This is a genomic window from Streptomyces tatrensis, from assembly GCF_049310065.1.
Taxonomy (GTDB): Bacteria; Actinomycetota; Actinomycetes; order Streptomycetales; family Streptomycetaceae; genus Streptomyces.
Genome location: NZ_JBMDLB010000011.1, coordinates 4,712,167 through 4,725,412, shown reverse-complemented (window position 1 = coordinate 4,725,412; position 13,246 = coordinate 4,712,167). Strand labels below are relative to the sequence as shown.

The 13,246-nt window shown below is 72.8% G+C and carries 11 protein-coding genes and 1 tRNA gene; 9 read left to right on the top strand and 3 right to left on the bottom strand.

Features of this window, described 5'->3' with window-relative positions:
* The first annotated feature begins 498 nt into the window (after positions 1–498).
* The 8 genes from ACODT5_RS37340 to ACODT5_RS37305 all read left to right on the top strand — a co-directional run bounded on the left by ACODT5_RS37340 (position 499) and on the right by ACODT5_RS37305 (position 8,287).
* Positions 499–810 (top strand): hypothetical protein, encoded by a 312-nt coding sequence (locus tag ACODT5_RS37340; protein ID WP_243331303.1) that lies wholly within the window; start codon positions 499–501, stop codon positions 808–810.
* A gap of 204 nt (positions 811–1,014) precedes the next feature.
* Positions 1,015–2,172 (top strand): acyl-CoA dehydrogenase family protein, encoded by a 1,158-nt coding sequence (locus ACODT5_RS37335; protein ID WP_422523464.1) that lies wholly within the window; start codon positions 1,015–1,017, stop codon positions 2,170–2,172.
* Positions 2,169–3,134, top strand: a complete 966-nt coding sequence (locus ACODT5_RS37330; RefSeq protein WP_422523463.1) for a bifunctional MaoC family dehydratase N-terminal/OB-fold nucleic acid binding domain-containing protein — start codon at positions 2,169–2,171, stop codon at positions 3,132–3,134. The genes ACODT5_RS37335 and ACODT5_RS37330 overlap by 4 nt, the downstream gene beginning before the upstream one ends.
* Positions 3,134–4,180, top strand: a complete 1,047-nt coding sequence (locus tag ACODT5_RS37325) for an acyl-CoA dehydrogenase family protein (protein ID WP_422523462.1) — start codon at positions 3,134–3,136, stop codon at positions 4,178–4,180. The genes ACODT5_RS37330 and ACODT5_RS37325 overlap by 1 nt, the downstream gene beginning before the upstream one ends.
* Positions 4,177–4,596, top strand: a complete 420-nt coding sequence (locus tag ACODT5_RS37320) for a MaoC family dehydratase (protein WP_422523461.1) — start codon at positions 4,177–4,179, stop codon at positions 4,594–4,596. Before ACODT5_RS37325 ends, ACODT5_RS37320 begins: the two co-directional genes overlap by 4 nt.
* Positions 4,593–5,759, top strand: coding sequence for a lipid-transfer protein (locus ACODT5_RS37315; protein WP_250738542.1), 1,167 nt, complete (start codon positions 4,593–4,595; stop codon positions 5,757–5,759). Before ACODT5_RS37320 ends, ACODT5_RS37315 begins: the two co-directional genes overlap by 4 nt.
* A 192-nt stretch (positions 5,760–5,951) precedes the next feature.
* Positions 5,952–6,485, top strand: coding sequence for a SigE family RNA polymerase sigma factor (locus ACODT5_RS37310; RefSeq protein WP_385368712.1), 534 nt, complete (start codon positions 5,952–5,954; stop codon positions 6,483–6,485).
* Positions 6,486–6,637: 152 nt separating this feature from the next.
* Positions 6,638–8,287 (top strand): long-chain fatty acid--CoA ligase, encoded by a 1,650-nt coding sequence (locus ACODT5_RS37305; protein WP_422523460.1) that lies wholly within the window; start codon positions 6,638–6,640, stop codon positions 8,285–8,287.
* 28 nt (positions 8,288–8,315) lie between these two features.
* On the opposite strand, the gene ACODT5_RS37300 is transcribed toward ACODT5_RS37305, so the two are convergent.
* The 3 genes from ACODT5_RS37300 to ACODT5_RS37290 form a co-directional block, all read right to left on the bottom strand.
* On the bottom strand, positions 8,316–8,894 hold the full coding sequence (locus tag ACODT5_RS37300) for an antibiotic biosynthesis monooxygenase (protein WP_422523459.1): 579 nt from the start codon (positions 8,892–8,894) through the stop codon (positions 8,316–8,318).
* 13 nt (positions 8,895–8,907) lie between these two features.
* A complete protein-coding gene (locus tag ACODT5_RS37295) occupies positions 8,908–12,333 on the bottom strand; it encodes a response regulator (RefSeq protein WP_422523458.1) in 3,426 nt (1,141 codons plus the stop codon).
* 119 nt (positions 12,334–12,452) lie between these two features.
* Complete coding sequence (locus tag ACODT5_RS37290; RefSeq protein ID WP_422523457.1) at positions 12,453–12,893, bottom strand: SSI family serine proteinase inhibitor; 441 nt, start codon at positions 12,891–12,893, stop codon at positions 12,453–12,455.
* Positions 12,894–13,079: 186 nt separating this feature from the next.
* Between ACODT5_RS37290 and ACODT5_RS37285 the strand changes: the two genes are divergently transcribed.
* Positions 13,080–13,170 (top strand) — tRNA-Ser (locus tag ACODT5_RS37285).
* Positions 13,171–13,246: the final 76 nt, after the last annotated feature.

Genomic DNA, 13,246 nt, shown 5'->3' with positions numbered 1-13,246 from the left:
GAACGCGAGAGAGACGCAACGCAACGCAGCGCAGGCGCTGGAACCCGGTCGGTCGGTGTGAGTAGGCCGCGACCGCGGATCGCGCCGTGATGGTGCCCCGGAGCGGGGCACAGTGGGAAGGCCCCGGCGGGCGCCGGGGGCGTGCAGGGGGCGTGAAGCTTGGCAGCGCAGGGCCGCAGGCCCGGGAGACGGTGGGGTTCCCGGACGGCGCGGCCCTTTTCGGCATGTCCGGGGCCGGCCGGTTTGGTGGAACGGTTCAGCCCTTGTCGGGCAGGGGTTTCAGCGGGTCTCAGGGTGCTGACCTGGGGCGCCGGGGGCGTGAAGGTGGTTTATCCGATGTTGGTCATGCTTGCGGGGGAATCGAGGGCTCCGGGGTGGTTCGCCGGGGATTCGGTGGGCAACTCTGGTCTCGAGACGTCGTCACCACACGGAACGACCGAGGCGGTCGGCCAACTGCCTTGGAGTACACCCCACTTCGGTTTTCTGGAGGATAAAGACATGGCAAGCATCCGTACCGCCCGCGTCATCGCCGCCGTCGCCGCTCTCCCCCTCGCCGTCGCCCTCTTCGGCGGGGTGGCATCGGCCGACAACGGCTCCTTCGCGAACGACGGATCGAATGCGAGCGTCGCCAGCATCATCGGCAGCGGCGTGGGTGGCAACAACCACGGCAACTCCTCCACCTCGCAGCAGGTGGCCACCGGGTCCGGCGCGTCCAACCAGAACAACACCGCGCAGGTCAACGGCTCGGCCTTCACCGCGATCGAACAGCACAACTCCAACGTCGCGGTGAACTTCTACCCCTGGTGGTAGCCGCGGCCTGAGCCGCATCGACTGCCCAGGGCGCCTGCGCGACCGGACCGGCTGGGGTCCGGTAGTGCGGGCGCCTTCGGGCGTTCCCGCGCGCCGCGTCACAGCACCCGGGTCCGCCCCCGGCCCACCTCGGCCTTGACATCCACCTGGAATCTGACGGACAGTCAGCTCCACTTGATGATGTGATGCCGGGAGGCCAGCGCCGTGCACCTCGCCCCGACCGAAGGCCAGTTGCGGCTCCGCGCCGAGCTGCGGGAGTACTTCGGAAACCTGCTGCCGGACGGGGTGCCCGAGGACCCCGCCGAGCAGCGCGCCCTACTGCGCCGGATAGGCGCCGACGGACTCCTCGGCCTCGGCTGGCCCGTCGAGTACGGAGGCCAGGGCCGCGGCCCCGACGAGCAGTTCGTGTTCTTCGACGAGGCCTACCGGGCCGGCGCCCCCGTCTCCATGGTCACCCTCAACACCGTCGGCCCGACCCTGATGAAGTACGGGACGCAGGAGCAGAAGGACTACTTCCTGCCCCGGATCCTCAAGGGCGAACTCGTCTTCGCCATCGGCTACTCCGAGCCCGAGGCGGGCACCGACCTCGCCTCCCTGCGCACCAGGGCCGTCCGGGACGACGAGGGCTGGCTGATCGACGGCCAGAAGATCTTCACCTCCAACGCCCAGAACGCCGACTGGATCTGGCTCGCCTGCCGCACCGACCCGGAGGCCCCCAAGCACAAGGGCATCTCCATCATCCTGGTGCCCACCGACGACCCCGGCTTCTCCTGGACCCCGATCGCCACCGTCGGCGGGCTGACCACGACCGCCACGTACTACGACTCCATCCGCGTGCCCGCCGGGAACCTCGTCGGCCCCGAGCACGGCGGCTGGGGCCTGATCACCAACCAGCTCAACCACGAACGCGTCGCCCTCGCCGCCATCGGCATGCAGGCCGAGGACTTCTACCAGGGCGCGCTCGACCACGCCCGCACCCCCGACCCGGTCACCGGGGACCGCCCCGCGGACCGCCCCTGGATCCAGTCCCGGCTCGCCGAGGCCCACGCGCGCCTGGCCGCCGTACGCCTCCTCAACTGGCGCCTCGTCCAGGACGTCGGCGCCGGCACCCTGGCCCCGGGCGACGCCAGCGGCGTGAAGTTCCTGGGCACCGAGTCCACCGTCGAGGTGTACCGGATCTGCCAGGAGGTGGTGGGGGAGGAGGCGCTCATCCGGGGATCCGGCCCCGCGGTCTTCGCGGGCGGCGAGCTGGAGCGGATGAACAGGGCCGCCCAGATCAACACCTTCGGGGGCGGCGTCAGCGAGGTCCAACGGGAGATCGTCGCCATGATGCGGCTCGGTATGAAGGGAAGGAAGCGATGACCGCCACTGAAGCATCGGAAGCGGAGTCGGAAGCCGCGCGCTTCCACACCCTGCTCACGTCCTTCGAAGGGCAGCCCGCAGCCACCGCCGGCCAGGGCAAGGACGCGGTCAACGAGCCGATGATCCGCCACTGGTGCGAGGCGATGGGCGATGCCAACCCCGCCTACACCGGGCCCGACGCCATCGCCCCGCCCACCATGCTCCAGGCCTGGACGATGGGCGGGCTCTCCGGCCACGCCGACCGCTCCTCGGCCTACGACGAGCTCCTCACGCTGCTCGACGGCGCGGGCTGCACCTCCGTCGTCGCCACCGACTGCGAGCAGGAGTACCTGAGGCCGCTGCGCCCCGGCGACGCGATCACCTTCGACGCCGTGATCGAGTCGGTGTCCCCGCGCAAGACGACCAAGCTGGGCACCGGCCACTTCGTGACCACCCGCATGGACGTCCGCGCGAACGGCGAACCGGCCGGGACCCACCGCTTCCGGATCCTCAAGTACGTCCCGGCGGCGAAGAAGCCCACCGAGCCGAGCAAGGCCGCCGAGCCGAAGAAGCCCGCCAAGCCCGCCCAGCGCCCCCGCCCCGTGATCAACCGCGACAACCAGGGCTTCTGGGACGGCGTCCGCGCGCACAAGCTCCTGATCCAGCGCTGCACCGCCTGCGCGACGCTCCGCTTCCCCTGGCTCCCCGGCTGCAACACGTGCGGGAGCCCGGACTGGGACACGGTCGAGGCGTCCGGCGCCGGCACGGTGTTCTCGTACGTGGTCATGCACCACCCGCCCTTCCCCGCCTTCGACCCGCCCTACGCGGTGGCTCTCGTCGAACTCGCCGAAGGGGTCCGCATGGTCAGCAACATCACCGGAGTCCCGTACGACAAGGTCCGCATCGGGCTGCCCGTGCGCCTGGAGTTCCTGCGCGTGGACGAGGAACTGGAACTGCCCGTCTTCCGGGGGAGCGAAGCCTGATGGACTTCCACCCCACCGAGGAGCAGGCCGCCGCGGCCGGACTCGCCGCCCAGATCTTCGGCGACCTCGCCACCCACGACCGCCTCGGCGCCGCCGGCACCGGCAGTGACGCCGAGCTGTGGAAGGCCCTCACCGCTGCCGGGCTGACCGCCGCCGTCGAGGACGTCGGGCTGCTCGGCCTGGTGCTCCTGCTGGAGGAACAGGGCCGCACGACCGCGCAGGTCCCGTACGCCGCCACCTGCGTGTACGGGATCCTCGCCCTGACCCGGCACGGCACCGACGAGCAGCGTGCCCGGCTGCTCCCCGCGCTCGGCTCCGGCGACGCGGTGGCCACCGGGGCCTTCCCGAACCGGGGCCGGATCACCGCTTCGCCGGGCGGCCGGCTCACCGGCAGCGCCCCCGCCGTGCCCTGGCTGCGCGAGGCCACGCACGTCCTGGTCCCGGACACGGCGGGAGCCCTGTGGCTCGTACGGACGGACGCGCCCGGGGTGCGTACGGAGCCGGTGGAGACCACCGCTCCCTGGTCGGCCGGAGTCCTGACGCTGACCGCCGCCGAGGCGGAACGGGTCGGCGGGGAGGGCGCCTGCGCGGACGTACTGGCCGTCGCCCGGACCGCCTTCGCCGGCCTCCAGGCGGGGGTCTGCGCGGGCTCGCTGGCCCGCGCCGTGGAGTACACCTCCACCCGCGAGCAGTTCGGCCGGCCGCTCTCCACCAACCAGGGGGTCATGCTGCGCGCGGCCGACGCCTACATGGACACCGAGGCGATACGGGTCACCGCGTACGAGGCGGCCTGGCGGGTGGACGAGGGGCTCCCGGCGGGCGAGCACGCGCTGACGGCAGCCTGGTGGGCCTCGGAAGCGGGCAAACGGGTCGTCCACGCGGGCCAGCACCTGCACGGCGGCATGGGAGCCGACCTCGACCACCCGGTCCACCGGCACTTCCTGTGGGGACGCCAGCTCGACGCGTACCTGGGCTGCGGCAGCGAACTGCTGGCCGAGCTCGGCGCGGTCCTGTCCGAAGACACGTCCGAGGGGGACGAGGCATGAACATCGGCGACACGCTGCCGCCGCTGGAGATACCGGTCAGCCGCACCCTGATCGTCGCGGGCGCGATCGCCTCCCGCGACTACCAGGACGTGCACCACGACGCGGTGCTCGCGCGGGAGAAGGGCTCCCCGGACGTCTTCATGAACATCCTGACGACCAACGGCCTGGTCGGCCGGTACATCACCGACCACCTCGGCCCGCGTGCGGTCCTGCGCAAGGTCGCGATCCGCCTCGGTGCCCCGAACTACCCCGGCGACACCATGACGCTGACCGGCACCGTCACCGCCCTCGACGGGGACACCGCCGAGATCCGCGTGGTCGGCGCCAACGGCATCGGCCACCACGTCACGGGCACCGTCACCGTCACGCTGGACACCACGCCGGACGGCTCCGGCACCCCGGAGGGCACGGCATGAGCGTCCGCACCCGTGACCAGCTCGGCGGCCGCGCCGCCATCGCCGGCATCGGCGCGACCGAGTTCTCCAAGGACTCCGGCCGCAGTGAGCTCAAGCTGGCCGTCGAAGCCGTGCACGCGGCCCTCGACGACGCCGGGCTCACCCCCGCCGACGTGGACGGCATGGTCACCTTCACGATGGACACGAGCCCCGAGATCACCGTCGCCCAGGCGGCCGGCATCGGGGACCTCTCCTTCTTCTCCCGCATCCACTACGGCGGCGGCGCCGCCTGCGCCACCGTCCAGCAGGCCGCCCTCGCCGTCGCCACCGGGGTCGCGGAGGTGGTGGTCTGCTACCGCGCCTTCAACGAACGCTCCGGCCGCCGCTTCGGATCCGGGGTCCAGCAGCGCGAACCCTCGGCGGAGGGCGCGGCGCTCGGCTGGTCGCTGCCCTGGGGGCTGCTCACCCCGGCCTCCTGGGTGGCCATGACGGCCCAGCGCTACCTGCACGCCTACAACCTGACCCCGGAGGCCTTCGGCCACGTCGCGGTCACCGACCGCAGGCACGCCGCGAACAACCCGGCCGCCTACTTCTACGGCAAGCCCATCACCCTCGCCGACCACGCCGCCTCGCGCTGGATCGTCGAGCCGCTGCGGCTGCTCGACTGCTGCCAGGAGACGGACGGCGGCCAGGCCATCGTCGTCACCACCGCCGAACGAGCCCGTGACCTGCGGCAGAAGCCCGCCGTGATCACGGCGGCGGCGCAGGGTGCGGGCCGCCGCCAGGAGGCCATGTCCTCCTTCTACCGGGACGGCCTCACCGGGCTGCCGGAGATGGACGTGGTCGCCCGGCAGCTGTGGCGGACCAGTGGACTGCGGCCCTCGGACATCGACGTCGGCATCCTCTACGACCACTTCACGCCCTTCGTGCTGATGCAGCTGGAGGAGTTCGGCTTCTGCGCGCCGGGGGAGGCGGCCGATTTCGTGGCTGCGGACGCGCTGCCGCTCAACACCCACGGAGGCCAGCTCGGGGAGGCGTACCTGCACGGCATGAACGGCATCGCCGAGGCGGTCCGCCAGCTCCGCGGAACCTCCGTCAACCAGGTCTCCGGCGCCGCCCACGCCCTGGTCACAGCCGGTACCGGGGTCCCGACCTCCGGCCTGATCCTGGGCGCGGACGGCTGACCACGCCCGTCGCGGACGGCCGCCCGCCCGGCTGCGGACGGCTGACCCCGCCCGCCGTTCCCCTCCGGGTGGAAGCCCCGCCTCCTCCACCTTCAGGAGGTGGGGCAGGCCTCACCCCTACAACCTGAGGGGGATCCCGCTTCGGCACCTACGGCCGATCCGGTGGGGCCGCGCCGCTTCTAGCGTGGGGGCATGACCACGCCTGTGTGCACGTTCGCCTCGAATCCGACGCCGTACCCGTCGTTCTCGGCGTACGTCCGGACCCGCGGCACGGTCCTGATGCGCACCGCGCGCTCGCTCACCGCCAATCCCTGCGACGCCGAGGACCTGCTCCAGACGGCCCTGGCCAAGACCTACGTCGCCTGGGACCGCATCGAGGACCACCGCGCCCTGGACGGCTACGTCCGCCGGGCCTTGGTCAACACCCGCACCAGCCAGTGGCGCAAGCGCAAGGTCGACGAGTTCATCTGCGACGAGCTGCCCGAGGCCGACGAACCGCCGGCCGCCGACCCCGCCGAGGCGCAGGCGCTGCGCGACGCGATGTGGCGCGCGGTGACCCGGCTGCCCGACCGGCAGCGGGCGATGGTCGTCCTGCGCTACTACGAGGACCTGAGCGAGGCCCAGACCGCCGAGCTGCTCGGAGTCTCCGTCGGCACCGTCAAGAGCGCCGTCTCCCGGGCGCTGGTCAAGCTCCGTGAGGACCCGGAACTGACACCCGTCCGCTGAGCCCGGCCCCGGACCGTCTCCTCCCGGCCGATGTTTCACGTGAAACATCGCGCGCGTTTCTACTCTTGGGTAGTGACAGACCGACCGGTACGTGCGCAGAATCGCAGCATCCGTAGCCGCCGCAGCGCCGCAGCGCCCACCGGGAGGACGCTTTGCTGAGCACCATGCAGGACGTACCACTCCTCGTCACCCGCATACTGCAGCACGGGATGACGATCCACGGGAAGTCCCAGGTCACGACCTGGACCGGAGAGGCCGAGCCGCACCGCCGCAGCTTCGCCGAGATCGGGACCCGTGCCACGCGCCTGGCCAACGCCCTGCGCGACGAGCTGGGCGTCCAGCAGGACGACCGCGTCGCGACCTTGATGTGGAACAACGCCGAGCACGTCGAGGCGTACTTCGCGATCCCCTCCATGGGGGCCGTCCTGCACACGCTGAACCTGCGGCTCCCTCCCGAGCAGCTGGTCTTCATCGTCAACCACGCGGTCGACAAGGTCGTCCTGGTCAACGGCACCCTGCTGCCGTTGCTCGTCCCGCTCCTGCCGCATCTGCCGACCATCGAGCACGTCGTGGTCGCGGGCATCGGCGACCGCTCCGCGCTGGAGGGCCTCGGCGTGCGCGTGCACGAGTACGAGGAGCTCCTGGCGGGCCGCCCGGACACCTACGACTGGCCCGAGCTGGACGAGCGCCAGGCCGCGGCCATGTGCTACACCTCCGGCACCACGGGCGACCCCAAGGGCGTCATCTACTCCCACCGCTCGATCTACCTGCACTCGATGCAGGTCAACATGGCCGAGTCGATGGGCCTGACCGACAAGGACACCTCCCTCGTCGTCGTCCCGCAGTTCCACGTCAACGCCTGGGGCCTGCCGCACGCCACCTTCATGACCGGCATCAGCATGCTGATGCCGGACCGCTTCCTGCAGCCCGCCCCGCTCGCCGACATGATCGAGCGCGAGAAGCCCACGCACGCCGCGGCCGTCCCCACCCTCTGGCAGGGGCTGCTCGCCGAGGTCACCGCCAACCCGCGCGACCTGACCTCGATGAAGCAGGTCACCATCGGCGGCGCGGCCTGTCCGCCGGCCCTGATGGAGGCCTACGACAAGCTCGGCGTGCGCCTCAACCACGCCTGGGGGATGACCGAGACCTCCCCGCTGGGCACCATGGCCCACCCGCCGGCCGGTCTGACCCCCGAGGAGGAGTGGCCGTACCGCATCACCCAGGGCCGCTTCCCGGCGGGCGTCGAGGCCCGGCTGGTCGGCCCCGGTGGCGACGTCCTGCCCTGGGACGGCGAGTCGGCGGGCGAGCTGGAGGTCCGCGGCAGCTGGATCGCGGGCGCCTACTACGGCGGCGCCTCCGGCGAACCGATCCGGCCCGAGGACAAGTTCAGCGCGGACGGCTGGCTCAAGACCGGAGACGTCGGCGTGATCAGCCCCGACGGCTACCTCAGCCTCACCGACCGCGCCAAGGACGTCATCAAGTCCGGCGGGGAGTGGATCTCCAGCGTGGAGCTGGAGAACGCGCTGATGGCCCACCCGGAGGTCGCCGAGGCGGCTGTCGTCGCCGTCCCCGACGAGAAGTGGGACGAGCGGCCGCTGGCCACCGTGGTCCTCAAGGAGGGGGCCACCGTGGACTACGCGGGACTGCGTGCCTTCCTCGGCCAGACGATCCCCAAGTGGCAGCTGCCGGAGCGCTGGGCGATCGTGGAGGCCGTGCCGAAGACGAGCGTCGGCAAGTTCGACAAGAAGGTGATCCGCAGGCAGTACGCGGACGGCGTCCTCGACGTCACCAAGCTCGACTGAGCACCGCCGGGGGGACTGCCCACCGGGGCTACTGGCCGCGCGTGAGCCAGGGCCGCAGCAGCTTGCTGATCGCGGGCATGGCCACGTAGGTCATCAGGGTGCTGAAGACGACGGCGAAGGCGGCCGTCCGGAGCACGAAGTTCAGATTCACCAGGTACGGCCCGAGCAGCGCGTTGCCCGCGAGCGAGATCGGGAAGATGGCCAGCCCCGAGCTGATCGCCATCTTCCACCGCGGCGGCGCGGGCCGGGCCGTACCCGGTTTGGCGAACCAGGTCTCCATGCCGTGCAGTTCGCGCCGGGCTATCTCGGTGTGGTGGTGGCCGAGGCAGTTCGAGAACCAGGCGGCCCGCTCGGCCGAGTCCTGCCACCGCTGGAAGGCCGCCTGGTTGCGGAACCGGTGCACCAGGAACCAGGGCCCGCCCTCGACGGCCGGGCGGAACAGCCCGTACCCCAGGTGGTCGGGGAAGGCCGAGGCCGTCTCCAGGATCCCGTGGGCCCACGCCTCGAAGTTCTCCTCGTGGCCCGGATCAACCTGTCGCGCTATGAGCAGGCTGACCTCCCCGTTGTCGGCGGGGACGGTCTGCTCGCTCGTGTCGATGATGGCCATGCGGCCAGAATGGCTAGTTGGTGCCGATCTTGGCCAGCAGGTCCACGATGCGGCCCTGCACGTCGGCCGAGGTGGACCGCTCGGCGAGGAACAGCACGCTCTCGCCCGAGGCCAGCCGCGGCAGTTCGGCCGGATCGATCCCGGTGGCCGTGTAGACGACCAGCGGGGTGTGGTTCAACTGCCCGTTGGCGCGCAGCCAGTCCACGATCCCGGCCCGGCGGCGGCGCACCTGCATCAGGTCCATCACCACCAGGTTCGGCCGCATCCGGGTCGCCAGCTCCACGGCGTCCGTGTCCGCGTCGGCCCGCGCGACCTGCATGCCGCGCCGCTCCAGGGCGGCGGTCAGCGCGGTCGCGATCTCGTCGTGCTCCTCGATCAGCAGCACCCGGGAGGGATGCTGGTCGCTGTCGCGCGGCGCGAGCGCCTTCAGGAGCACCGCCGGATCGGCGCCGTACGCGGCCTCGCGCGTGGCGTGCCCCAGCCCGGCCGTCACCAGTACGGGCACCTCGGCGGCCACCGCGGCCTGGCGCAGCGACTGCAGGGCGGTCCGGGTGATCGGTCCGGTCAGCGGGTCCACGAACAGCGCGGCGGGGAACGCGGCGATCTGCGCGTCCACCTCCTCACGGGAGTGCACGATCACCGGGCGGTAGCCGCGGTCGCTGAGCGCGGCCTGCGTCTGCGCGTCCGGAGCCGGCCACACCAGGAGCCGGCGCGGGTTGTCCAGCGGCTCGGGCGGCAGCTCGTCGTCCACGGGACGGGGCACGGTCCGGTTGACCACCTCGACGGCGCCACCGGGCCCGTCCAGCGGCTCGGGGCCCTCGGCGGAGCCCGCCTCGGGGGCTCCTATGGCGAAGGCCCGGCCCTCGGGCGCGGGCTCCGCGAGCCGGCGCCGCCGGCCGGAGCCGTTGGTGTCGGTGGAGGAGCCGCCCTGGCCGAGGCTGCCCAGCGCGCGGACGCTGATCGGCGCCCCGGCGGCCTCCGCGGGGGTGTCCTGCGGCTGCCGGGCTCCGGGTACGGCGATCTGCCCGCTGCCGTCCGAGTCCTCGGGGGCGGTACGGGCCGCCGGAACCGGCCAGGCCGGGGTGGCGGGCAGCGCACGCCGCCGCCCGGTGGGATGCGTCTCGGAGGCTACGGGGCCCTGCGCGCCGGTGTCCGCCTGCCCGGCGGCGGCTTCGGCGCCCTCGGAGTCGGTACCGGGCGCGCCCAGCACCCGGCGCCCGCGCCGCCCGCCCGCGGCATCGGCGTCGGCCTCTGCGGGGGCCTGCGGCGGCTGCGGAGCCGGCGTGGGCCCGGCAGGCAGCGCGAAGCCGCCCTCGGGGGCGATGGGCCGTACGGGAGCGGGAGCGGGGGAGGGCGGAGGCACGGGCATCGCAGTGGCCGTCGGAGCAGGAGTCGGTCCGAGCCCGGTCGCCGGCACCGGGCCGCCCTGCTGCGCCGGTCCCGCCGCGCCCAGGGCACGCCGCCGCCCGGCGGGGTGCTCCGTCAGCGGAACGGGGAGTCCCGGGAACGGCGGCACCGGCACGGGAGCCACCGGCACGGGCGGGAGCGCGGGCATGGCGGTCCCCTGCGGGGGCACGGGCCGCCCGGGGCCGCCCGGGCGGCCGTTGCCGCCACCGGAGTCGCCGCCGCTGCCGTCACTGCCGTCGCCGTTCTGGCCGCGGCGCCGCCCCGTGCCGCTGCCACCCAGGCCCGCCGGGTTCACGGGGGACTGGGCGAGCTCCGCGGGAGCGCCGTCGCCGGGCCGGGCGACCGCCGCCGCCTCACCGCCCCGGCGCCTGCCGGACGGCAGCGCGAGCGCGCTCCCGCCGTCGGAGTCCCGGCCCGCTTTCGCCACGCCGCTGTCGGCTCCCGTGTCGGCAGCGGCGTCGTCGAGGAACGCGTCCACGCCGCGCCGGGCCCGCCGGCCGCCGGAGACCTGCCCCGGGCCGCCCTCGGTCCCGGGCGCGGCCGGCGGAGGCTCCACCGGCTCGGGCAGGGTGACCGTCCCGGCTCCCGCACCCAGCGGCAGCTCCAGTACGTACGCCCCGCCGGGAGCGCCCGGCACCTCCACCGTCTGCAGCACACCGCCGTGCGCCTCCACGATGCCCCGCACGATCGGCTCGTGCACCGGGTTGCCGCCCTCGTACGGGCCGCGCACCTCGATCCGTACGACCTCGCCGCGCTGCGCGGCGGCCACCACGATCGTCGAGTCCATGTACCCGCTGCCCTGGCGGGTCTTGCCGGTGGCGTCCACCCCGGCGACGTCCGCGACCAGGTGCGCGAGGGCGGTCGCGATCCGCTCCGCGTCCACCTCGGCCTCGATGGTCGGGGCGTGCACGGCGAACTGCGCGCGCCCGGGGCCGATGAGCTCGACCGCGCCGTCGACACCGGCCGCGACGACCCCGTCGATCAGCACCTTCTTCTTGTCGAGCTTCTCTCCGCCCGCGTCGAGGCGCTGGAAGGAGAGCACGTTGTCGACCAGAGTGGTCATCCGGGAGTAGCCGGCGGCCAGGTGGTGCAGCAGCTGGTTGGCCTCGGGCCACAGCTGTCCCGCGTCGTCGGCGGCCAGCGTGGCCAGCTCCCCGCGCAGCTCCTCCAGCGGCCCGCGCAGGGAGTCGCCGAGGACGGACAGCAGCTGGGCGTGGCGGGCGGCCAGCGCGTCGTAGGAGCGCCGGTCGGTGAAGGTCATGACGGCGCCGACGAGCTGCTCCCCGTCCCGTACGGGTGAGGTGGTCAGGTCCACGGCGACGGGCTGCCCGGCCTTGTTCCACAGCACCTGGCCGCGGACCCGGTGCTTGCGTCCGCTGCGCAGGGTGTCGGCGAGCGGGGACTCCTCGAAGGGGAACGGCGAACCGTCGGCGCGCGAGTGCTGAATCAGCCCGTGCAGTTCGCGGTTGCCCAGGTCGGTGGCGCGGTAGCCGAGGATCTGGGCGGCGGCCGGATTGACCAGCACGACCCTGCCGTCGGTGTCCGTGCCCACGACGCCCTCGGCCGCGGCGCGCAGGATCATCTCGGTCTGGCGCTGGGAGCGGGCCAGCTCGGCCTCGGTGTCCACCGTCTGCGAGAGGTCCCGTACGACGAGCATCAGCAGCTCGTCGCCGGTGTACGAGGGCTGCGGCTCACGGTAGGCGTCACGGCCGTCGAGATGGGCGGCGGTGACCTCGACGGGGAACTCGCTGCCGTCGGTGCGGCGCGCCACCATCCGTTTCGGGCGGGCGCGGCCGCCCTCGTCCTCGCCGGGCCGGCGCATGGAGCCGGGGATCAGCTTGGAGTCGAACTCGGGCAGGAGGTCGAGCACGCCCCGGCCGACGAGCCCGGTACCGGGGCTCTCCATGACCTCGAGGGCGATCGAATTCGCGTTGACGACCGTGCCGTTGGCGTTGACGAGCAACAGCGCGTCCGGAAGAGCGTCGAGTATTGCTGCGAGGCGAGCAGCGCCTCGGGATGGCCTGCTGCTCACGACGAGCTTCCTCCCTGACCACAACTACCGGCATGTCACGGGAGGAGTCTAAGGGCACGGGCTCCCGATGAGGGGGCGGATGCCCGGCGCATATCGCCCGACCGGTGCATCCTCCCAGGTCAGGAACGCCCACGTGGAAGCACGGGTTCCAAGTCGTTCCACCTGCGGATCTCGCATCCGTTGGTCCGGCGGAACCGGGAGTCCACCCTTTGGCCGTGCCAGGTTCCGGTGATCCGGGCGGTGGCGCGGCCGCCGTCCTGCATGGTGCACAGCTGATTCTTGGGCTCCGGGCCGAAGGGATCCTTCCCCTCGCGCGCGAGGGCTTCGAGGCGGGCGCAGGCGTCCTCGGCCCGGGGGTGGTTCCCGCCGGGCGGGTCGCACTCCAGCCGGTACTCGCCGTCGGCCAGCGGGTTGCCCGTGTCGGCCACGGCGATGGTGAGCCGGTCGGGGGCCGGGGCGGGGGCGGACAGCAGCCGGCCGAGCGGCGGCAGCGGGGGCAGCGGGCCCGCCGCCCCTGCGGCCAGAGCGGAGGCGACGGCGAAAGCGGCGAGACGCAGCATGGGGAACTCCAGGTCGTCCGTACGTCGTACGACAGACCAACGACGAGCCGGCGCCGACGTTCCGCACGCGGAGGTGCTTAAGGCTTTGCTCTGCGGGCCGCCCTCCTTGTACCGTGGGAGCGGATTGGTGACCGGCCCCTGGCCTGTGTCATCATCTGCACGCACCTTCGTACGCGAGGGTGTGCTGGAGGCGTCGCCTAGTCCGGTCTATGGCGCCGCACTGCTAATGCGGTTTGGGGTTTACGCCCCATCGAGGGTTCAAATCCCTCCGCCTCCGCACTTCACGAAGCCCCGGTCCTTGCGGACCGGGGCTTCGGTGCGTTCGGGGTCCGGGAGGTTGCGGGATCTGCTCG